Annotated in this window: 19 protein-coding genes and 1 riboswitch; of the genes, 4 read left to right on the forward strand and 15 right to left on the reverse strand. The window is 52.0% G+C overall.

Going from position 1 to position 20,596, the window contains the following annotated elements:
• Window positions 1–61: 61 nt before the first annotated feature.
• The 3 genes from BUE76_RS04535 to BUE76_RS04545 form a co-directional block, all read right to left on the reverse strand.
• On the reverse strand, window positions 62–469 hold the full coding sequence (locus BUE76_RS04535) for a thiol-disulfide oxidoreductase DCC family protein (RefSeq protein ID WP_073045027.1): 408 nt from the start codon (window positions 467–469) through the stop codon (window positions 62–64).
• Between the two features lie 202 nt (window positions 470–671).
• Window positions 672–1,817 carry a hypothetical protein gene (locus BUE76_RS04540; protein WP_073045029.1) on the reverse strand — a complete coding sequence of 382 codons (1,146 nt, stop codon included), beginning with the start codon at window positions 1,815–1,817 and terminating at the stop codon, window positions 672–674.
• Window positions 1,814–2,314 carry a hypothetical protein gene (locus BUE76_RS04545; protein WP_073045031.1) on the reverse strand — a complete coding sequence of 167 codons (501 nt, stop codon included), beginning with the start codon at window positions 2,312–2,314 and terminating at the stop codon, window positions 1,814–1,816. The genes BUE76_RS04540 and BUE76_RS04545 overlap by 4 nt, the downstream gene beginning before the upstream one ends.
• Window positions 2,315–2,682: 368 nt before the next feature.
• Here BUE76_RS04545 and BUE76_RS04550 point away from each other — a divergent pair, with 368 nt between their 5' ends.
• Both BUE76_RS04550 and BUE76_RS04555 read left to right on the forward strand, forming a co-directional pair.
• Complete coding sequence (locus tag BUE76_RS04550; RefSeq protein ID WP_073045033.1) at window positions 2,683–2,985, forward strand: hypothetical protein; 303 nt, start codon at window positions 2,683–2,685, stop codon at window positions 2,983–2,985.
• A gap of 247 nt (window positions 2,986–3,232) precedes the next feature.
• Window positions 3,233–4,360 carry a glutathionylspermidine synthase family protein gene (locus BUE76_RS04555; RefSeq protein WP_073045035.1) on the forward strand — a complete coding sequence of 376 codons (1,128 nt, stop codon included), beginning with the start codon at window positions 3,233–3,235 and terminating at the stop codon, window positions 4,358–4,360.
• A gap of 146 nt (window positions 4,361–4,506) precedes the next feature.
• On the opposite strand, the gene BUE76_RS04560 is transcribed toward BUE76_RS04555, so the two are convergent.
• The 7 genes from BUE76_RS04560 to BUE76_RS04590 form a co-directional block, all read right to left on the reverse strand.
• Window positions 4,507–5,634: an alpha/beta hydrolase gene (locus BUE76_RS04560; RefSeq protein ID WP_216820624.1), complete on the reverse strand. Its 1,128-nt coding sequence runs from the start codon at window positions 5,632–5,634 to the stop codon at window positions 4,507–4,509.
• 244 nt (window positions 5,635–5,878) lie between these two features.
• The gene (locus tag BUE76_RS04565) at window positions 5,879–7,777 is read right to left on the reverse strand and encodes a CocE/NonD family hydrolase (protein ID WP_073045036.1); all 1,899 of its coding nucleotides are present in this window, start codon (window positions 7,775–7,777) and stop codon (window positions 5,879–5,881) included.
• A gap of 715 nt (window positions 7,778–8,492) precedes the next feature.
• Complete coding sequence (locus BUE76_RS04570) at window positions 8,493–9,095, reverse strand: hypothetical protein (RefSeq protein ID WP_073045037.1); 603 nt, start codon at window positions 9,093–9,095, stop codon at window positions 8,493–8,495.
• A gap of 114 nt (window positions 9,096–9,209) precedes the next feature.
• Window positions 9,210–9,896 carry a DUF421 domain-containing protein gene (locus BUE76_RS04575; RefSeq protein WP_073045039.1) on the reverse strand — a complete coding sequence of 229 codons (687 nt, stop codon included), beginning with the start codon at window positions 9,894–9,896 and terminating at the stop codon, window positions 9,210–9,212.
• A gap of 6 nt (window positions 9,897–9,902) precedes the next feature.
• Window positions 9,903–10,577, reverse strand: coding sequence for a DUF421 domain-containing protein (locus BUE76_RS04580; RefSeq protein ID WP_073045175.1), 675 nt, complete (start codon window positions 10,575–10,577; stop codon window positions 9,903–9,905).
• Between the two features lie 47 nt (window positions 10,578–10,624).
• Complete coding sequence (locus BUE76_RS04585; RefSeq protein WP_073045041.1) at window positions 10,625–10,834, reverse strand: hypothetical protein; 210 nt, start codon at window positions 10,832–10,834, stop codon at window positions 10,625–10,627.
• Between the two features lie 267 nt (window positions 10,835–11,101).
• On the reverse strand, window positions 11,102–13,510 hold the full coding sequence (locus tag BUE76_RS04590) for an outer membrane beta-barrel protein (protein WP_073045042.1): 2,409 nt from the start codon (window positions 13,508–13,510) through the stop codon (window positions 11,102–11,104).
• A gap of 187 nt (window positions 13,511–13,697) precedes the next feature.
• Here BUE76_RS04590 and BUE76_RS04595 point away from each other — a divergent pair, with 187 nt between their 5' ends.
• The gene (locus BUE76_RS04595) at window positions 13,698–14,291 is read left to right on the forward strand and encodes a 3-keto-disaccharide hydrolase (RefSeq protein WP_073045044.1); all 594 of its coding nucleotides are present in this window, start codon (window positions 13,698–13,700) and stop codon (window positions 14,289–14,291) included.
• 166 nt (window positions 14,292–14,457) lie between these two features.
• Window positions 14,458–15,183, forward strand: a complete 726-nt coding sequence (locus BUE76_RS04600; protein WP_073045046.1) for a class I SAM-dependent methyltransferase — start codon at window positions 14,458–14,460, stop codon at window positions 15,181–15,183.
• Between the two features lie 230 nt (window positions 15,184–15,413).
• Here the strand turns inward: BUE76_RS04600 and tenA are convergent, their stop codons facing one another.
• The 5 genes from tenA to BUE76_RS04630 all read right to left on the reverse strand — a co-directional run bounded on the left by tenA (window position 15,414) and on the right by BUE76_RS04630 (window position 20,405).
• Window positions 15,414–16,067, reverse strand: coding sequence for a thiaminase II (gene tenA, locus BUE76_RS04605; RefSeq protein ID WP_073045048.1), 654 nt, complete (start codon window positions 16,065–16,067; stop codon window positions 15,414–15,416).
• The gene (thiD, locus tag BUE76_RS04610; protein WP_073045050.1) at window positions 16,054–16,881 is read right to left on the reverse strand and encodes a bifunctional hydroxymethylpyrimidine kinase/phosphomethylpyrimidine kinase; all 828 of its coding nucleotides are present in this window, start codon (window positions 16,879–16,881) and stop codon (window positions 16,054–16,056) included. Before thiD ends, tenA begins: the two co-directional genes overlap by 14 nt.
• Window positions 16,878–17,504, reverse strand: a complete 627-nt coding sequence (thiE, locus tag BUE76_RS04615) for a thiamine phosphate synthase (RefSeq protein WP_073045051.1) — start codon at window positions 17,502–17,504, stop codon at window positions 16,878–16,880. Before thiE ends, thiD begins: the two co-directional genes overlap by 4 nt.
• The gene (thiM, locus tag BUE76_RS04620; protein WP_073045052.1) at window positions 17,488–18,306 is read right to left on the reverse strand and encodes a hydroxyethylthiazole kinase; all 819 of its coding nucleotides are present in this window, start codon (window positions 18,304–18,306) and stop codon (window positions 17,488–17,490) included. The genes thiE and thiM overlap by 17 nt, the downstream gene beginning before the upstream one ends.
• A gap of 46 nt (window positions 18,307–18,352) precedes the next feature.
• Window positions 18,353–18,447, reverse strand: a riboswitch (TPP riboswitch).
• Between the two features lie 479 nt (window positions 18,448–18,926).
• Window positions 18,927–20,405: a glycosyltransferase gene (locus BUE76_RS04630; protein WP_143157370.1), complete on the reverse strand. Its 1,479-nt coding sequence runs from the start codon at window positions 20,403–20,405 to the stop codon at window positions 18,927–18,929.
• Window positions 20,406–20,596 lie beyond the last annotated feature (191 nt).

Here is a 20,596-nt window from a genome sequence, read left to right on the forward strand (position 1 = left end):
ACAAAACGAACACAGCAGGCAACATCACCATAAAAAAACCGCCCTTGGATCCATCTATTTTTCACTCAAGAAAACGTGACTGCAACTGCGGCGCAGGCACCCAGCAGGTTTGTTTTTGCCCAAACCAGCGATAGCGGTTTTTGGCAATAAAACGGTATACGCCGTTACGAATAAATGGAGGCACAATCATCAGCCCATACAACAAAGGCCAGGCGCCATCGAGCCGGCGTGCAATGTGCAAAGCTGCCGTGGAGTACCGGTACACCCTTCCGCTTTCCACCAGCACTACGCTACCCATATCATCCTTCAAACCGGTCTGTGCCAGCAGGTGTTTGCCGCTTTCCGATTGTAGGGAAGCGAAGCGGAACACTCCATTTTTATCGTTGCGGATCACAAACTGTACGGTGCTGTTGCAAAGGTTGCAAACACCGTCGAACAGGATGATGGGATGGTCACCGGGGGGCTGCATACGTTTTAAAATTTACTGGCTGTAAAAACCTTTTAGCAACTGGCTAATCAGGAGCAGCTTGTTTCTGATTGCAGCAATTTACGGCTATAACGACAATGCGACCGGATGCCAGTTCGGTATACCCTATACAGGTTGGGCATGCCAGGGGATTTGGGAAGTTTGCCTGCACGCAAACAATCAAAGAAGCGCAGTGCCAACTGCTTCATTTGGCTACACTTTTAATGAAAAACAACCTGAACATTGTATTAAACATCCGGGTGTGCAGCAGCAAAAAGAACAGCAACAACACCGACAGGCTATGAATGATCAAGTGGTTGAAGGGAGTGAACCGCATTGCCGATGCCATGACTTTTAGCAGGGAGCGAAACTCAAGTGCATACTTGTTGCCGGCAAGACTAACCAGCCAGAAGACCAGAAAAGCCGTTGCCAGCAGCAGGGTGGCGCCATAAAACAACTTCTTTAAACGGGAGTAGGCAGGCAGCAATTGTGTGCTCAATTTATCCCAATTGGCAAACGGAAGATAAGCCAGCAGGTTGCCGGCAAATGAAATGTTGAAGGTGAGCAACACAACAAGATGGAACACGACGGCTGTTCCCAAAAACACCCGGAAAACACGGGCGTTGATGGCCGCAGGTAAAAATCCTACTTCGAAAATCAGCGTGGAATAATCCATCAGCTTCCAGAAGACATGGTTATTGATGCGCATCAGGTGACTTGCGAGAAAACGGGTCCTTCCCGATGTATAATAATTTTGAAACAACTGGTACTTCACACCCTCCACGTGCCACTGTCCCCATCCGCCGATGATCTTGATGCTGCCGGCTGTGAAAAAGCCAAAGCCCAGGCAAAGTGCCAGCAGGGCAAGGGCGAAGCTCCGCGAATCCGATGGTACGGGCGGCACCCAGATATCCTTACGCCGCGCCAGGTAATCATCGACAGAAAAATGACGCTCCCAGCCGGTGAAGGCCATGAACAATGGCGTGAAGTACATCAGACTGCCATGGTCAATTTTGCCAAAGGAAAAACCAAAACTGGCCAGCAGGATATAAGTACCCGAAAAGACCAGTGATGCCCACCTGGTATACCAGCCAATGAACATCAGGAAAAAAGACAGCAGGTTGACAAGGGTAAATGCAATAAAAAAACCGGCCCCAGGGAAACCCCGGAACAAGGCAGCAAAACTGAAAGCAGGTGGATGGAATATATAATTGAGATGGGGTCCAAGCCAGGCAAAAGACGGAAGCCCCATGACCAGCACCACAAACATGCAGTACACCAAGCGGTAAAGGGAAAGGCCTTGTGCTCCGTACTGGTAGGTACCAAACAGCTGTTGCGCCAGAAATTTCATAACAATGGAATTCGGGTGATTTGCTGATCATGCAGTCCGCCGTCAGTAAGGCCACTTCTTGCATCATGCCGCTTCCTTCCAACAACTACCACCAGCATCAGGAAGTTTTTTTGGGGATACAGGGTCTTCAGGTGTGCACGGGTCATCTTCAGGAATTGCGCCCGCTCCCGGCGCATGTTTTCCAGCGTAGGATCCCGTGGCCTGGCCCTGATAGCTTGCTCTTTGCGCATAAGGGTTTTGAAAATGGTAGGGGCGTAAATCAGTTTGGCTTTTCCAAACACATGGCGTTTATTCAGCACTACCGAGTCGCCCCGGTCATCGAGGGCATACACTTCCATCACATCGGTATGGTACAGGCCGGTGATGGGCGCCACACGGGCAAATGCAGGAAAAACAAAGGAAGGAAAAGGCTCCTTGAATAGTTTGGAAAGACCAAAATGGAGCACTAATGCCATACCCGCCAGTAAATAAATCAGCACACTTTTTCTTCTGCTCATAATAGCAAACTGTTGTTCCCGCACAGCAGCACCGCAACAGGCGGCCCCGGAAGTCAGGATTGGTTTATGCACGGTTTACAATCAGTATGGGCTGGACAATAAAAACGGGGAAGAAATGCATTCCACCCACATTGGTTTTAGAAAGGAACTGGGGCGGGTAACAGATGTGCTTTGGGGTGCTCTTTTTCTGAGCAGTATTATATTTCGACAAACAAATTATCGATTTTCAGTGGAAACAAATGCATTTTTTTTATGCGAAAAGGCATAACAAGCCTCATTAGAAAGCATAACAAAATCCGGGGATTGTCAGTATTTGCAGTACCATAATTGCACCGCAAAGCACTGCTTATGCTTAAATTGTGTGCTGTATGAAAAAGTCGAATAATGTGGTACTGTGTAGCGTGCTGCTGGCCGCCATCAGCAGTTGCGCACAAAAGGAAAAAAAGGATGAATGGATTGTGGGAGCCCAAAACGGCAGTACCCGCGATACAACCCTGCATGGCAACCAATACCGTTATTTTGGCGGCTTCTGGTACCCATTGATACTTGGCCGCATCAGCCCTGCATCTTACCAGGGGGCTACTGCCACACAGATCAGCAACCCTGGGTTCAAAGCAGGAAAAATACGTACCGGAGGCTTTGGCCGCTCAGGCCGTAGTGGTATCAGTTGATGGTTGCTTATACCAGTTGTAAATAATTGGGTAAAAGCTACAAGCTTTTAGCTGCAAGCTGCAAGATTTCCATGTTCACGACCAATGTAAAAATGGTATTAGTGATTCCCTTTTCCAACTATTACAGCCTTTTGCTCGTTGCAATACCTATGTAGCCTTGTTGGCTTTTTTACTGCAAGGCTACCCAAATACAAGGGCGGCCACACCCCATCAAAACAACATTAAATAGCTCTCCGAAACCAAGCTTATGCAGCGCATACCCATCACCCCACGACCCAACTGGACCCAGAAAATAGCAGACCAGGGTTTCCTGTTTTACGACATTGATTCGTATTACAACGAAAGCGCAGCCTATGCATTTACCGCAGCCGAAATTGATGTTATAGAAAAGGCTACCTCCGAGCTGCAACGGATGTGCCTGGAGGTGGTGGATCATGTTGTAAACAAAAAGCTGTACAAAGAATTTCATATACAGCCCGCCTTTGCCGACTTTATTGAATGGAGTTGGAAGAATGATAATCCTTCGTTTTACGGCCGCTTCGACCTGGCATATAATGGCACCGACATCAAGATGCTGGAATTTAACGCCGACACACCTACTTCCTTGCTGGAAGCTTCGGTGATACAGTGGTACTGGCTTCAGGAGTTTGACCCTATGTACGACCAGTTCAATTCCATTCACGAAAAGCTGGTAGCCCATATGCAGGCGTGCAAGCAATGGCTATACAATGGGCCGCTCTACTTTGCCTGTATCAAAGACAGCGTGGAAGATTATATGACGGTAAAATACCTGGAAGACTGCGCCTTCCAGGCAGACATACTTACTGGTTTTACCTATATGGAAGACATTGGTGTTGACGACCCCGGTCATTTTCATACAGCCGCGGGCCAGCCACTCACTAATGTATTCAAGCTATACCCATGGGAGTGGTTGTTCAACGAGGAGTTCAGCTCCTACCTGCCTCACAACATGGACCATACCTTGTGGATTGAACCGCCTTACAAGGCCATTCTTTCCAACAAGATGCTGCTGGTGTACCTGCACGAACTTTTCCCGGACTCGCCCTATATCCTGCCGGCTTATTTCAACAAGGACGGTGGTATGCGCCACTATGTAAAAAAGCCCGTGTACAGCCGCGAGGGCGCCAATGTGAGTATTGTTTGGAATGGCCGCACCATAGAAGAACAGGGTGGCGATTATGGCAGTGAAGGTTTTGTGTACCAGGAGTATTTCGAACTGCCCGACTTCAAACACAACAAACCCGTACTGGGCAGCTGGATCATCGGCGGTATGCCCGCAGGCATGGGCATCCGCGAAAGCAGCGGGCTTATAACGGGCAACGGCAGCCGGTTTTGTCCCCATTATTTCATATGAAAAAACAAAGCGTCCTTGCATGTGCAAGGACGCTTTGTTTAGGAATGCAACGAACTAAAATTTCTAACTGCTTCCAATCTTTTGCTGCGTATATCCATTCAACTTGCTACAGCTTCAGGATTGGTGTTGCCTCTAATACCAACGGTTTACTGCAATGAAGCCTTCAGCCTCGATGCAGCAAAGTCCTGTGCCGCTTTGGCTTCGGGCACCACGGTGGCCATTCCAAAGAATTCGTGGGTAACACCGGTGTACAACTGGCGGGTTGCATCCACACCGGCAGCACGCATCTTATCGGTCAGCAGTGCACCTTCCGTTTCCAGCGGGTCAATTTCCGCGTTGATGATGGTAGTGGTAGGCAAACCGCTAACATCGGCAGCCAGCAGGTTGATCATGGGGTTGGCGGCCTCATCCATGCTATTCAGGTAATGACCCAGGAACCAGGGCAGCATGGGCGTGTTGAGGGGCTTGGCTGCGGCATAGGTAATCTTTGAAGGCAACGACAGATCGTTACTTGCAACGGGGTACACCGACAGGATGTGGCGAGGCATCTTATAACCATTATCCCTTGCCATGATGGCCACATTCACAGCCAGGTTGCCGCCAGCACTTTCGCCTGCAGTGGCCACCTTGGCTGAGTCGGCACGGAGGGAAGCTGCATTTTCAACGGCCCACTGGTAAGCGGCATAAGCATCCTGGTGTGCGGTAGGAAACTTGAACTCGGGGCCTTTGCGGTATTCTACCGACACCACTACAGCATCTGTTTTTTCGGCAAGGGCCTGCGCCGATGCATTATAGGTATCGATGGTAGCGATCACCCATCCACCGCCATGGTAGTATACAATGAGGGGATAGTTGGACCTGCCGGTACGGGGGGTATACACACGTGCATGAATGGTACCACCGGCAACGGGAATTTCACGGCCCATGGTATCAACACCTGAAAGCGGCATGGGTATCCTGAAATTATTCATCACCCGCATCACAGCTTCTGTTGGGCCGGGTTGCAGGCGTGCCTGCTCGGGTGTGAGGGATTCGATGGGTGCAGGCGCAATGGTATCGAGGGTTTCAATTACAGCTTGCATTTGCTGCGTTAACGTCGGACCCCAGGCTGGTTTTGCCTTGGAAGGTTGAATGCTTTCGTAGCCGGGAGCCGGTGGTTCGTAATCAGCTTTTTGGCAGGCGGTAAAACCAGCCACTACCATCAGCAACAGCGACATCATTACGGCTCCTTTGCGCATACCAAACAAACGCTGGGAGTAAGGGTGTTTTTTCATGTGTTTAATGTTTAGCCAACTAAATACCCTAAATCTGTACCACGAGTTTGTTCACTGATTATCACAACCATGCACAGCAGGGCTTCTACAGGGTAGCTTTTCGTTGGGCTAATATGTACACAGAAAAAAGCTATAGGTCACTCCTTACCAAAGCATTTGTTTTGCGGCCTGCTTTGGACCTTGAAATTTGGCAGACTCCAGGAGTTGCACATACATTTTGGTACCGAGTATAATTACACACTTATTAAAACGTCTTCCCCGTAGCCTTCACCGGGTGCTGCTCGCCGCCAGCGCTCACCGAAGAAGAACCAAATACCTGTATGCTGCTCTTGATAAAATCCTTCTCATCGGCTTTGTAAATATTCTCCACAAACTTCTGCGGGTTGCGGTCGATATAAGGGAACCAGGTGCTGTGTACCTGCACCATGATGCGGTGTCCTTTTTTGAAGGTATGCAACACATCCTGCAGCGGTATGCTTACATCGGTAGGCTGGCCGGGTACAAAGGGCTCGGGTTTTTCAAACGAATTGCGGAAGCGGCCGCGGAACACTTCGTGGCGCACCAGCTGCTGGTAACCGCCCATCACGATGTTCTTGGGATTGTGTTCATACTGTGGGTGGTTGTCGGGGTACACGTCAATGAGCTTTACCACGAAGTCGGCATCGGTGGTGCTGATGGCCACTTTTAGTTTGGCCAGTATTTCACCGGCAAGCGTCACGGCATCGGTGAGGGGCTCGGTTTGAAAGGTCAGTACATCGGGGCGACGGCTGGCTTCGCGCTGGTCGTCGCTCATAAAGGCGCGGGGCGTAAAGGTGAGGCCTTCTACCTGCGAGGTATAAGGTACCGGTTTGGCAGGGTCGCTCACATAATCGAATGCGGTGCTTGGGTCAACGGGTTTGTTTACCGACAACTGGCCGTTGGGGCCGAAATACAATTGTACCTGCGGTGTGTTCTTAGGCGGCCACACATCAAACTTTTGCCACTCCTTGCTGCCGGTGTTGAACAGCCATGCTTCGGGCAGGGTATCGGTGCCTTTGTCCTTGAGGTAGTAGTTGAAAAACGGCAGCTCTATGTTTTTCTGGTAAAATGAGGCAATGCTGTCGCCAAAATAAATGTGGTTGTGGATGCCTTTTGCGGTTTCCCTTGCCCAGTCGCCATGTGCCCATGGGCCCATTACGATGCGGTTCTTGGTGCCGGGATTATTGCGCTCGATGGTTTTGTAAATATTTAAGGGGCCATAGAGGTCTTCGGCATCAAACCAGCCGCCAACAGTGAGCACCGCGGGTTTGATATCTTTCTTCAGGTGGGGCAGGATGCTGCGCTTTTGCCAGAAGGTATCGTAGTTGGGGTGGTTGATCACCTGGTTCCAGAATACGTCTTCGCTGTAATAGTCTTTGGTGATGTTTTTCAGCGGTCCTTTTGCCAGCCAGAACTTATAAGCATCCCTGGGGGCATTGTTGTACAGCTTCATCAGCTGTGGCTCGTACCATTCCTCGCGGGTGGTGTCTTTTTTCGGAACGCCAAACACAGGAAAAGCAGCCGTATAGCTTTGGAGGTAGGCACCCATGTGGTGGAAATCGTCGAAGAAAAAGTCGGATACCGGCGCCTGCGGGCTGGCAGCTTTGAGTGCAGGGTGCGCATCGGGAAGCGAAGCGGCACTGTAAAAACCTGGATAGGAAATACCAAAGATGCCGGCCTTGCCATTGTTGCCCTTGATGTTTTTTACCAGCCAGTCGATGCTGTCCCAGGTGTCGGAACTTTCGTCAATATCCTGTTTGTTCTTAGGGTTGTTGCCCGGTATGTTGGGCGTCATATTGTTAAAGCTGCCGCCGCTCATGTAGCGGCCGCGCACATCCTGGAACACCAGTATATATCCTTCCTGCACCAGGTACTTCGATGGGTGTCCATGTGTATCGAAGTTGCGGTAGCTGGAGGCGTTGTAACAGGTGCGGTTGATGAGAAAAGGATAAGCCTTCGACTTGTCCTTGGGTGTGTACACGATGGTATACAGTTTTACGCCATCGCGTGCCGGGATGAAGTACTCGGACTTGTCGTAGTGGTCGGCCATTTTCCAGCTGGTATCTTGCTGGGCCTGTGCTGCGCTACAAATCAGCAGCAGGAGCCATAACAGGGGTGTGCGCATGTGAACGGTATTTGCCCCGTAAGTTAGCTGGATTTAAGGTTTGCCCGGTTTACAAGATTGATTTGCTTTCGATGGCAGGTGTAGCAAAAACAATAAGGCAAAAGGCAAAAAGCATCATACAATTTTAAAGATGGTTACGGAAGGAGTTGCTGGTTGTTGCAAACCCGAAGCAACACAGGTAATAGGATAACCCTTCAAAATAGCTTCGGAAATGGCAACAGAAGCCTTCAGGGCTTCAACAAAAATAGCCGCCGGTGCAACCGGCGGAAAAGAAAGTAGCGCCAGTTTTCAAATGCCCAACCCCGTAGGGGTTGAAACAGCTTAAGGTTCGAGGTTCAACCCCTACGGGGCTGGGCGCTCCGTTTGATTGATACGTTCTTAACCGCCGGTTGCACCGGCGGCTATTCAAATTATAGCCCTACGGGCTCACTTGCCAGATCTCAAACATTTTCAAGAATAGGGACGAAAAGGTGCAAGCTATCAGTTACAGTCTTTGAGCATACAAGCGCCCAAACTGATGCTATAATCAAAATGGAAAAGTATAAAGGCTGCTGTAGCATCACCCCTTATACTTTTTGACCTTACCAGAATTTTATTTTAAGCTGCACTTCAGTATGATACCATGTTCAAGTAGGCAGTACAATCTCTTATTGTACAAACTGAACTACCTAGTTAAAAATGGCATGACACAAAGGACGCTGAAATACCCTTTTCCTTACCTGATTTTTACATGCGCAAAACTGCCTTCCAATTGCAGGTTGCAGCGGTTGGCTACATCGGGCGGCGTGTTCCCGTTGCGGATGGTGGGATCGTAAAACAGGTTGGTGGCATTGATGGTAAAACTGCCGCTGATGGTGCGGTTAACTGCATCAAAACCGGTGATGCGCAGGTTGCCACTCCACTGGCCTGGTGATAGGCTTTCAACAAGGTTGGACCAGAAACTGGTGGTGCTTACATTGTTGGTAAAATTGTAGCGGGCGTACAGGATCTTTTCCCCGTTGCTGTCGAAGCTGTAGTCGCGGATCAGCGACTTGCCGATGGCTGCTGTGCTGAGGTCCAGCGCAATGCCTTCGCCAGTGCTGCCTTCGGTGGCCGCAGGCACATTAAAGAATAATCGCAGCTTGCCATCGTTAATCGACACAATGGACTCCATTTGCGGCAGCTTGTTATAAGTGGCAAGTTTTATTTCACCGTTCCTGTTGGGAAAAGAGAGCGTGCGGTTGAAACTGAGTTCGGGAGCGGGTGCTGACTTTAGCGGCTCTTTGGTACAACTGGCAAAAACAAACAAGAGTGCAAAGGCATACAGCAGCCGGGTCATAAGCGTTTGGTTTGAACCAAAACTGCAGCAAACACCGGTACCGTACAATATTTTTTGATGAGCAGTATCCAGCCTGTTATTACCGGTTGGTAACAGGGATGCACCGCACCTGCATCACCGCACGGCAGGCCGCCATTCATCACTTTTACAATTGGTGCATTGCTCCTGTCTTTCACCCGCTGTTTTGCTTGATGTGCCGCAAGTGCAGCACACCTGTTCCCCTACCGCTTCCTGTTCTTTTATAAAAGCATCATCAAAAGCGGGCAGTACTGATAATCCTGGCTTAGGTTCCTGTTCGCGTACCAGCGAAAAGCTGCCCTTGGCTTCAAAGTAAAGTCTTTTCACTTCGCCCAACTGCTTTACGCCAAGACTGCGCAGTTTGGCATTGAGCCGGTCGATGGTGAGGCTTGTTTGTCGTAGTTCCTTCATCTGCACCACGCCATCTTTTACCAGTATGGCGTAATTATCTTCGGTAAGGTTTTCAAAACGTTGGTTGTTGAAGGCCGTCCACGCCAGCAGTTTGCCCACGCTCACTACCACAAAAGCAATGATAACGGCAGGCAGCAGGCCTTTATCCGGTACCTGCAGGGGCACACCAATAGCTGCTGCAAGTGAAAAGAGCGCCAGCATTTCAATGCGGTTCAGTTGGGCCGCCATGCGCAGTCCCAGCAGGCGCATCGATACAATCAGCAGCACAAAGATGATGAGGATGCGCACTACCACTTCGAGCAAAAAAAGTGGCGGCACTTCCCCCATCCACATACGCATCCAGTCGCCCAGTTTTATTTCTTCCGGTTTCATAGTTTTTTATTGAATAGCTGCCGTCCATTTTTGTTGTCCGCAATTGCTGCAGGGGCCCTGTACTTCCTGCACGGTACCACAGTTGGTACATGCCTGTTGCCCGGTGTCAGTAAGGTTATCATTCAGCTCTTTATCGTTGGGTGGTAATATGGACAGACCCGGTGCGGGCCCTTCACTCCGGTACACGCTGAAGTCGCCATAAGCTTCGAGGTACAACCTTTTAACCTGGGACAGGTTGGTGATCTGCTGGCTGCGCAACACACCAAAAAGCTGCTGTTTGGAAATGGTAGTGGCCTTCAATTGATCCAGTTGGAGGATGCCGTCTTTGATCAGCACCACGGCTTCACCATGGATTAGCTTTTCTAGTTTGGGCCGGTGGAAAGCCATCTTGTTGATACCACGTAATAAAAACAACACCGTCAGCAGGGCCACGATGCCCTGCACAATACCCCTGTCGGGCGACTGCATGGGCAGGGAAAGGATGGCACCCATCAGCACCATCACCGACATTTCGATAATGGAAATCTGGCCGTTCATTCTTTTACCCAACAGCCGTACAATGATGATGGCCACCAGGTAAACGATGAGGGTGCGGATGAGTACTTCCAATAAAAATTCAGGCGGTGCCTGCCCCAACAGCATACGCTTGAGGTCGAAAGGGATGATCTCTTCTTTTTTCATTTTGTGCTTGCTTGCCTGCAGCAAGTACACACAAAAGGTGCCTGTTTTTAATAGCCCCGGTAGCTGCCAAAATTATCGCGGCTGTGGCGGCCGCTTTTCCGGATATGGCTTGAATGCTTATGCTTTTTCTCTGCTTGTACGGCAGCTTCGTCGCGATGGTCGCCCGGTGCAGCTTCATCACCGTGGCGCTGCTGTTCATCGCGGGTCGTTTGATCCTTTGTGGTCTTGTGCTGCACTTGTTCTTGCTTCCTTTTCATACCCTGCCTTTTTGGAGATAAAACAATCGTTATCCTGTTATTGCAGACAGGAATGATGCCAGTATGCATTGTGGGAAGCACCGCAGCCGGTGCAATTTTATGGACGCTATTGGGGATAAAACAGGTACAGGCCTTTTGCCGATTTTTTGTACACATCGGCTGGTGAAGGTGTTGGTTGCTATGACCTTGTTGTAGGGTGCACAGAAAAAGGTACTGCAAGCGGCAAATTTCAATCGCCTGCTACCGCCCCCGGTGGGCAGGGCTGCATTAGTTGGTGCCTACCCTTGCTTTTTCCTCGCCGGCAGCGCCCTCGGAGCGCCGGGCGGTTTTATAGGCCTTGCCAAAACGCCAGGAAAAGGAGATGGTTGCCACGCGGGTATCGCGGGTAAGTTTGAAGTATTCGTCGGCCTGCTGGAAATAGGTATTGCCCTTCATCCACTGGGTGTACAAAATATCACGTACGGCCAGCTTCACGGTACCTTTTTGCTGCAGTACCTGCTTGGCTACACCCAGGGAAAGCTGCCCTGCGGGATCCACCACTTCCTGTATGTCGTGCTGGCTCCGCGAGGTGTATACGCCGGTCAGTTCGCCCGACCAGCCTTTGCGCAGGCGGAACTGGTTGTTCCAGGTAAAGTTGAGCTGGTTGATATCGGCACGCAGGGCCCTGCCTACAAAGCCTTCCATCTTTTTATGGGTAAATACCGACTGTGCATTAAAGCTCCACCATTTTGCAGGGCTCAGGTTCAGGCCCACCGCTGCGGCCCATGTTTCCAGCAGGTCCAGGTTGCCTTCGGTATATAGCACAATGCCGTTGGTGGCAATGGGAAATATCTGGGCAAAATAATCGGTGGTGCGGCTATAGGTAATGCCGGTGATGAGCATGCCCTTGTACTGGTGTTCCAGCTCTATGTTCCAGGTATACTGGGGCCTGAAATAAGGGTTGCCCTGCTGGTAGGTGTATTTGTTGATGATGAACAAAAAAGGATTGAGCTTTTGAAAAGCCGGCCGGTCGATGCGGCGGCTGCTGCTCAGGCTGATGCTGTTGTTGGAGTCGATATCGAAACCCAGCTGCACCGATGGAAAGAAATTGTTGTAGGTGCGGCCAAAAGTAGAATCCTTTTGTGCGGCATTGCCCAGCTGGCGGGCATTGTAGCGGGTCTTTTCCCAGCGGAGGCCACCCTGCAGGTTCCAGCGGCCTTTTTTATAGGCCGCACTGCCGTACAACGCATTTATATTTTCGTGGTACCTGAAGTGGTTGCTTTTGCCCAGGTCTTCCTGCCAGGAGCTGCCATCAAAATAGTGGTACTGCGCATCGTTGTCGGTATGCACAAAGGAAGTTTTGGCGCCGGTTTCCAGCTTTAGCCTTTTAAGTTGCACGCTGTAGTCCACCCTGGCCGATGCAATATTGAGCAGCGAAGGAATGGAGGCGCGGGTGGCTTCGTTGTAGGTGCCTGGAAAAATGCGGGTGTTTTCAAAAGCCTGGTTGCTGCCAATGCGGTAAAGCAGCAGGTCCACATCGGCGCCCAGCTCGCTTTTGGCATTCAGCTGGTGGCGCATGTTGAGGTTGAGGCCCGCGTTGCGAAAGCGCGTTTCGGCATGGCTCACGGTCTTGATCAGCGAGTCCATCTTGCGGTTGGCATCCATCCACAGGGCACTGTTGCCGCCCTCGCTGTTGCGGCTGATGATGGTGCCGCTCAGCACCATACCCAGGGATGTTTTCTTGCTGGCTTCATAATCGAGGCCGGTGCGCAGGGTGTTGTTGGTGCCCAGGCTCCGCAGAAAGGAAGGTTGCTCCAGCAGGCGGTTGGCCTGGCCGGCACTATTGTAATAGCGGCGGAGGGCTTCGATGCGGGTAAATTGTTTGTTGGCGCTGGTGCTGTAGTTGAAAAAGTAGTTGAAGCGGCCGTTGCGGTAGTTCAGCTGGAGGCTGTTGTTGGTTTTGGGGTAAAAACCCTGTGCAAAGGCGGCGTTGATGGTACCGTTGAAACCCTGCTGCCGGTTCTTTTTTGTGCGGATATTGATGATACCCGCATTGCCTGCGGCATCGTAGCGTGCCGGGGGCTGGTCCATGAGCTCTACCTGCGATACCTGTGCTGCGGGCATATTCTGCAGCAGGGTGGCCAGGGCTGCCGGTGCCAGGTAAGTTTGTTTGCCATCAATAAGCACCAGCACCTGGCTGCGGCCCTTGAGGCTGATATTGCCGTCTTTATCCACCGTTACGCCGGGCATCTGCTCCAGGGCTTCCAGCATGGTGGTGCCGGTATTGGAAAGGCCGGCGTCGAGGTTGATAATGGTTTTGTCGGCCTGTACTTCCACCAGTTTCTGGCGGGCCATTACCGTGATGCCGTCAAGGGTGGCACCCTGGTCGGGATAGCCAAAGCTGATCTGGATCGTAAGGTTATCCTGCAGGTGTACCGGCTGGTAGCGGGGTGTATAGCCAAGGAGGGATGCCTGCACAATGTAGTGGCCATTGGCTATGCCGGAAAAAGTGACGGTGCCGGTGCTGTTGCTTACCTGCGTGGCTATTGCTACGGAGTCGGGCGACCTTAGCAGGGTAAGGGTAGCAGCAGCAAGAGGCTTTCGGGCCGAATCGTGTACGGCCACTACCAGGCTTGCCTGCTGGGCGGCGGCCAGGGTGCTAAGGGCGAGAAAAATAAACAGGACAACTATCCGCATACGGGCTGGAGCAATTTAACCGCTCCGGGCCACCAGGCAATGGAAATTTTTCTGACGGTAGGATACGGCTGGTAAATATACTAAGCCTTGTGGGCATGTGTCGAAATTTTACTACCTGGGATATGAACCATGGTCCATGGTCCATATCCCAGATTGCTTATCTTTCCCTGTAATAACCCCCGATCACATGAAACGATTGTTTGTTTGCCTGGCAGCCTGCTGCCTTTCCCTGGGTGCTTTTGCCCAAAAAGCCCAGATTTTTAATGGAAAAGACCTCAACGGCTGGACGGTGCACGGCACCGAAAAATGGTATGTTGAAGGCGGCGAGTTGATTTGCGAAAGCGGTCCCGATAAACAGTATGGCTACCTGTCTACCAACAAACCCTACAAGGATTTTGAGTTCAGCGTGCGCTTCAAACAGGAGGCCAATGGCAACAGCGGCGTGTTTTTCCGCTCTGGTATTGAAGGCACTAAAATCAGTGGCTGGCAGGTAGAGGTAGCGCCTGTAGGGCAGCATACCGGTGGAATTTACGAGTCGTACGGCCGCGGCTGGCTGGTAAAACCCACCGCCGAAGGCGAGCAGGCGCTGAAGCCCGGCGAATGGAATGAACTGAAGATCCGTGTAAAAGGTGACAAGGTAAACACCTGGCTCAACGGACAAAAAATGGTGTCGATGGATGATGAAAAGATCGGCAAAGGCGAAGGCTTTATTGCCCTACAGATACACGATGGCGGCGGCATCAAAGTGCGCTGGAAAGATTTTAAAGTAAAAGAACTTTAAGCGCTTTGATGGGTATAAAAACAGGAACCAGCACCCGGGCTGGGGCTTTGAGGCCCTACCCGGGTGTTTCCTTTGGGCGGCAAATACCGCCGTTGGTAAAAGAATAGAACACCCCGGTATGCCATCCGGGGCTAAATGATTTTCTTTGGGGCAGCAAAGCCCTTCGATGAAACTTCTCCTCCTGATCTCCACACTGGCGGTATTATGCAGCTGTAGCTCCAGGCCCAACAAAGCCGCTGCTGCTGCACAACCGGCTGTTTATAGCTACAAAAAGCCGCATCCCGATGGTACGGGGAAGGTATACCTTGGCCGGGAAATAGCCCATGTGATGAGCGCTGCCGGCGGCAACTGGCTGGAGCGCAACAGCCGCGACATTGAAGAAGGCGTAGAGCAGGCCATTGACCTGATGCAACTGCAACCCGATACCAAGGTGGCCGATATCGGTGCCGGTACCGGGTATTATACCTTCCGTATGGCCGACAAAGTACCCCAGGGAAGGGTGTTTGCGGTTGAGGTGCAACCCGAGTTCATCACCGCCCTGGAAGCCCGCCGCACCCAGCTCAGGGCCGTCAACGTGTCCGTTGTTCAGGGCACGGAGCAGGGGCCCAACCTCCCCGAAGGCAGTATCGACCTGGCCATTATGGTGGACGTGTACCACGAACTGGCCTACCCGCAGGAAATGCTGCAAGCCCTCTACAAGGCACTCAAACCTACCGGAAAGATCCTGCTGCTGGAGTACCGGAAAGAAGATCCTGCAATCCCCATCAAGGAACTGCACAAACTCAGCGTGGTGCAGGCCAACAAAGAAATGGCCGCCAACGGCTTTGTTCCCGACCGCCTCAGCGATGCCCTGCCCATGCAGCATTTTTTGTTGTACCGGAAGCGGGGATAGGGAATGGTGATGGGTGCGTGTTGAATGAAAGTTGCCAGGGTAAGCTACAAGGCTTTTGCTTTACAATGCGAAATGCCAGTGCTTGTAGATTTCTTTAGGTTACAACACGCATCCAGCCGTAAGCGGCGGTACAATTCGGAATTGATTGCGTTGCAAAATCCTGTTTTTGCATTTACCGGTTGGTGGCATGCGGGATAAAGGTTTATGTTGGTTGTTTGATTGCCTCCTGCTTACACCGGCCACTGTTCCTGCCGGTAGGCGCTATCCCAGAACATCCATTCAAAGCGGCTGGCCTGTACGAAACATCCGGTCATTTGTGCCTGCTGCTCCGCTGTGGCCTGCGCGGCCATCGCATCACAGTGGGCAATGGCTTTTTGCACCAGCAATCCAAATTCTTCCCCGGCATAGGTGTCGATCCAGCTTTGGTACGGATTACTGCCTTTTTGCTGCTGCTGGTAGATATAGTCGCCTACCTGTTTGTAAATCCAGAAACAGGGCAGCACGGCAGCCATCGCATTGCCAATGGGCGCCAGTGCGGCCTGTGCCAGCAGGTAATTGGTATAATGATGACCCGCAGGTGCCGGTGCGCCGGCTGTTTCAATGGCCAGCTCCCGGAAAAAGCTGGCGTGTAATGCCTGCTCTACCACTATTGCGCCTTCGGCAAAACGGATAAACTGCAGGGAGGTATCTGTGTCCCCTGCACGCGCAGCAATCAGTGCCAGCGCCCGGCTGAATGCACCCAGGTAGAGGGCATCCTGCGCTATGTAAAAACGAAAGCAATCTTTATCCAGGCTGCCGTTCATCAACTCTGTGATAAAAGGATGTTGCAGGATATTTTGGTAAATGGGGGCTGCTGCCTGCCAGGCCTGTTCACTCCACGGCATATTTCTGTAATGGTTTGGGGTTAAAAAAATGATTGAGCGGGCCGTTGCCCCTGCCTGTTTGTACATCGCTGCCATACTGAATGGCATTGGCAATAAATGCCCGGCCCATTACAATGGCTTCGTGCAGGGAAGCACCCTGCGCCATGTAAGCTGCAATGGCAGCAGAAAGCGTGCAGCCGGTGCCATGCACGTTGCTGCTTTCGATATAGGGTGATGCAAACACTTCGGTGCTGCCCTCTTTTTGCGCCAGCACGTCAAATACCTTTTCGCCCTTGAGGTGGCCGCCTTTCAGCAGTACCGCGTTGCAGTTGTGCGTAAGGGCAAGGGCTGCGGTTTGCATGGCTGCCACATCCGGAATATTTTGCCCGTACAGCACGGCTGCTTCATCCAGGTTGGGCGTGATGAGGGTAGCCAGCGGAAACAGCAATTCCCGGAGCGTATGCACGGTTGTTTCCTCAATAAGCCGGGCACCACTGGTAGCCACCATCACGGGGTCGAGGATGATGGGTATTTGTTGATAGCCTTGTAGTGCCTGTGCAATCGTCGTTGCCAGTTCGGCGGTATGGATCATCCCTATTTTGATGGCGGCAGGCTGCAAGTCTTCCAGCACGGCTTCGATCTGCTGGCGAACCATATCGGCAGGGATGCTGTGGATGCCCCGCACACCCAACGTGTTTTGCGCGGTGATGGCCGTGATGGCCGATGTGCCAAAACATCCCAGTGCGGAAAAGGTCTTCAGGTCGGCCTGGATGCCGGCACCGCCGCCGCTGTCGGAACCGGCAATGGTGAGTACTACGGGATAACGGTATTTCATATTCCTTGTTCTATTGCGTTGCGCAGCCTTTCGGCTGCTGTTGCGGGTTGGGGTGCCGAGCAAATGGCCGATACCACGGCCAGGCAGTCGGCGCCAGCTTTGATTACAGCCCTTGCATTGTGTTCGTTGATACTGCCGATGGCAACCAGCGGTTTGGTCGTCTGCTGCCTGATGCGGGCGATGCCTTCCAGCCCCCATTCTGTAACGGTATCCGTTTTGGTGTGGGTGGCGAATACGGGGCTGATGCCCAGGTAGTCGGCGGCTGCGCTGTGCGGGTTATGCAGTTGTGCCTCGTACTCGATTGAATAACCGAGTATGCCCTGCGGCATGGCCGTTCTGGCGGTAAGCGGCGGCATATCGCTATTGCCCACATGCACGCCTGCCGCGCCGCATTGCGGGGCCACCGGCACATTGTCGTTTACAATAAGCGGCACACCATAGCGGTCCAGCAGTTCGCGCAGGCGGAGCGATTTTTCCAGAAAGGCTTCACTGTCGAGGGATTTTTCCCTGATTTGCACTAGGTCCACACCACCCTGCACGGCCTGCTCCACCACCCAGAAGAAGTTGCGGCCCAGGCAGGCACCCTCATCGGTGACGAGGTAGAGTTTATACGGAAAAAGCATCCTGCTGTTGGGTAATTTGGAGGCGTTGGATAAAGTCTTCAGGCTGCAGGATGTACAGTGCATCCAGGAAGTGCAGCTGCATGGTGCCGGGACCCATTGCCTGTTCGGCTGCAATTTCACCCGCCACACCCATCAGGGCCATGGCGGCAACCGTGGCTTCAAACAGCTCGGTGGGGTGGGCTGCGCAAAAAGCACCGATGAGGGCGGTGGCGGTGCAACCCATGCCGGTTACCCGGGACATCAGCGGGTGGCCGTTGTGCAGGGCTACCAGCTTGTCGTTGCCAACGATATAATCCGTAGCTCCCGAGATGCATACCACGGCACCCGTGGCTTGTTGCAGGTGGCGGGCGGCTTCCATGGCTTCTTCGGCGGCATTGGTGCTGTCTACACCCTTGGTTTGGCCCTGCATGCTGGCGAGTGCCATGATCTCCGAAGCATTGCCCCGGATCACGGAAGGCTTATAATCGGTGATCAGCTTGTTTAATACCTCGTTGCGGTAGGGCGTGGCGCCGGCACCCACGGGGTCGAGCACCCAAGGCTTACCTAAGGCAGTGGCTTGCGCAATAGCCAGCTCCATGCTTTTTACCCAATACTCATCCAGCGTGCCGATGTTAACTACCAGTGCACCGATGATGGCTACCATGTCCTCCATTTCGGAATGGGCATGAGCCATGATGGGCGACGCGCCGGCAGCCAAGAGGGCATTGGCTGTATTGTTCATCACTACGTAATTGGTAATGCTGTGCACCAGCGGCGACTGGTGGCGCACGGCGGCGATCCTGCTCCAGGTTTCCTGTTTCATAAATAAAAATTTGGTGGCTCCGGAGCGGAATGTGCAGATAGGCCAGCAGGTGGGCCATGCTTTTCCCTTCGCCGGTATTACCCGGATCAGGTTCAAAGGGTTTGATCTCAGCTTCCTGCAGAAGCACCCCTAAAGCCAGTGCAATGTTAGGGATTATTGCGGTGAACAAACCAGAAGTTTGGGAAGGAATTGTTTTGCTGCGGTATTCAGCAGTGCGGGTTTATTGGCAGTTGGGGAAACCGTTGAAACGGTTTCCTGATGGTTGCGAGGTGCGGCAAACCCACGGTTGAAACCGTGGGCTAAGGATACGGCAAAAGCATTCAGGTTTTTAGTTGATGTCATGCCGAGGCATGTCGGCATCCCCTATGGCTGTAGGAGACCGTGAAGCCTGAGGAGATGCCGAAACAAGTTCGGCATGACACTAGCCTTGGGTGCTGTTATCCCGAGGCACTTTAAGATCGCCTGTTGCTGTTGTACACTCCGGTGCCAGCGGAGATGCCGGAACAAGTTCAGCATGAAAGCCTCTGAGGATAATTAACCACTTTGCACCCTGGAACGCAGAACCAAAAACAAAAAACTAAAAACCCCAAACCGCAAGCTCCCAAACCCGTCAACTCCTTTCAGGAAAACCTCGCTTTCAACTGCAGCATCGGCTTGGTTTGCGCCAGCGAATGAAAGATGATAAAAGCCAGCCCCGAGATCACCATGAAGAAAAAACCCATGAGGAAAAAGTCGTTGAAGTAGATGCTGAGTACCACGCCACCCAGGTAGTACAGCAGCAGTGCTATTTCGAACAGGGTAAGCCAGCTGATGCGCTGGCTCAGGTACACGTTCTGTGTATTGCTGTTCGATTTGGGCGTGCGTACAAAGACGGCTTTTTTACTGAACAGTCCTTGCAATACGGCGCAGCAATTTTGCGCAGCCATACCCATGTTCACTACTAAAAATAGCGGGTAGTGGCGCAGGAAAGTTGCCGGCTCTTTTGAAAGGGCACGTTTGCCTGTATAGTAAAAGAAAGTGATCACAAACAGGTTGAGCGAAGCCACCACGGTATAGCGCGACAGCTGCTCTATTTCGGGATACATGTTGCGGAACACCAGCATGGGTACGGTGAGCAGGGCATTGAAAAACAGGGCCACAAACATAAAGGAGCTGAGCAGGTGAAAGATGCCATGGATTTTTTTACTCAGCGGCATCGCCGTTTGCAGCAGCAGGCTCAGGTTTTTACGGAAGATCTGCGCTGTGCCCTTGGTCCACCGGAACTGCTGCACTTTGTAGGCTTCAATGGCTGCGGGTAGCTCGGCGGGCACTTCGGTATCCTGGTCGTACACCAGTTTCCATCCTTTGAGTTGGGCGCGGTAGGATAGGTCGAGGTCTTCGCTGAGTACGCTGCCATCCCATCCGCCGGCTTCTTCAATACATTGCTTGCGCCAGATGCCCGCCGTGCCGCAAAAGTTAATGAAATAGCCTGCATGATACCGCCCCGACTGCTCGATGGAAAAATGCGTGTCGAGCATAAAAGTTTGGATGCGGGTGAGTGCGTTTTCGTATTCGTTGATATGCCCCCAGCGGGCCTGTACCAGCCCGATTTTTGGATTGTTGAAGTGCGTAATTAGTCTTTTTAAAAAGTTGGGCGGCGGGGTAAAGTCGGCATCAAAGATGGCGATCAGCTCGCCTTTACAGAGGGGCAGACCGGCTTGCAGTGCGCCAGCCTTGAAGCCTTTCCGGTCTTTGCGGCGCAACACCGAAACCTGTATGTCCTGCTGTTGCAACCAGGCTACTTCGGCATCGATAATGCCCTGGCTGTCGTCGGTTGAATCGTCGAGCACCTGCAGCTCAAAGCGGTCTTTAGGATAGTCAAGTCCTGCCAGCGATTGCAGCAGCCTGCCAATCACATAACGTTCGTTGTATACCGGTATTTGTATGGAGACAAATGGCAGCACCGCAGGCATCTGCTGGATAGCGGCAGCTCTTTTTTTACCGCGCTTATAATGCCACAAAAGATGGAGTTGCATCAGCCCGTTTATCAATAGCCATAAGGAGGATAGCGCATACAATACAAACACCAGGTAAGCAAAGGACTTCAGCAATTCGTACACAGGCAGGGATTTCCGCTTGGGGTACAAAAGGAGTGCCTAAGATGGGGAGAGGACGATGGATGATGGGCCATGGATGATGGGGAAGGAAGGACGATGGACAACGGCCAATGACAATCGACGACAGTTGTTGCCGACAGCAGCTGACTACCTAAAGTTTCAAAGTCGTCCATAGTCCATGGTCCATGGTCCAT

This window comes from Cnuella takakiae, from assembly GCF_001953305.1.
In the GTDB taxonomy this organism is placed as follows: Bacteria; Bacteroidota; Bacteroidia; order Chitinophagales; family Chitinophagaceae; genus Flavisolibacter; species Flavisolibacter takakiae.

Bases quoted from the DNA above. Each gene is read 5' to 3' on its own strand.
- BUE76_RS04535 (WP_073045027.1), bottom strand. From the start codon at position 469: ATGCAGCCCCCCGGTGACCATCCCATCATCCTGTTCGACGGTGTTTGC.
- BUE76_RS04565 (WP_073045036.1), bottom strand. From the start codon at position 7,777: ATGCGCACACCCCTGTTATGGCTCCTGCTGCTGATTTGTAGCGCAGCA.
- BUE76_RS04550 (WP_073045033.1), top strand. From the start codon at position 2,683: ATGAAAAAGTCGAATAATGTGGTACTGTGTAGCGTGCTGCTGGCCGCC.
- BUE76_RS04585 (WP_073045041.1), bottom strand. From the start codon at position 10,834: ATGAAAAGGAAGCAAGAACAAGTGCAGCACAAGACCACAAAGGATCAA.
- thiE (WP_073045051.1), bottom strand. From the start codon at position 17,504: ATGCTTTTTCCGTATAAACTCTACCTCGTCACCGATGAGGGTGCCTGC.
- BUE76_RS04540 (WP_073045029.1), bottom strand. From the start codon at position 1,817: ATGAAATTTCTGGCGCAACAGCTGTTTGGTACCTACCAGTACGGAGCA.
- thiD (WP_073045050.1), bottom strand. From the start codon at position 16,881: ATGAAATACCGTTATCCCGTAGTACTCACCATTGCCGGTTCCGACAGC.
- BUE76_RS04575 (WP_073045039.1), bottom strand. From the start codon at position 9,896: ATGAAACCGGAAGAAATAAAACTGGGCGACTGGATGCGTATGTGGATG.
- BUE76_RS04570 (WP_073045037.1), bottom strand. From the start codon at position 9,095: ATGACCCGGCTGCTGTATGCCTTTGCACTCTTGTTTGTTTTTGCCAGT.
- thiM (WP_073045052.1), bottom strand. From the start codon at position 18,306: ATGAAACAGGAAACCTGGAGCAGGATCGCCGCCGTGCGCCACCAGTCG.
- BUE76_RS04555 (WP_073045035.1), top strand. From the start codon at position 3,233: ATGCAGCGCATACCCATCACCCCACGACCCAACTGGACCCAGAAAATA.
- tenA (WP_073045048.1), bottom strand. From the start codon at position 16,067: ATGCCGTGGAGTGAACAGGCCTGGCAGGCAGCAGCCCCCATTTACCAA.
- BUE76_RS04580 (WP_073045175.1), bottom strand. From the start codon at position 10,577: ATGAAAAAAGAAGAGATCATCCCTTTCGACCTCAAGCGTATGCTGTTG.
- BUE76_RS04590 (WP_073045042.1), bottom strand. From the start codon at position 13,510: ATGCGGATAGTTGTCCTGTTTATTTTTCTCGCCCTTAGCACCCTGGCC.
- BUE76_RS04545 (WP_073045031.1), bottom strand. From the start codon at position 2,314: ATGAGCAGAAGAAAAAGTGTGCTGATTTATTTACTGGCGGGTATGGCA.
- BUE76_RS04595 (WP_073045044.1), top strand. From the start codon at position 13,698: ATGAAACGATTGTTTGTTTGCCTGGCAGCCTGCTGCCTTTCCCTGGGT.
- BUE76_RS04560 (WP_216820624.1), bottom strand. From the start codon at position 5,634: ATGAAAAAACACCCTTACTCCCAGCGTTTGTTTGGTATGCGCAAAGGA.
- BUE76_RS04600 (WP_073045046.1), top strand. From the start codon at position 14,458: ATGAAACTTCTCCTCCTGATCTCCACACTGGCGGTATTATGCAGCTGT.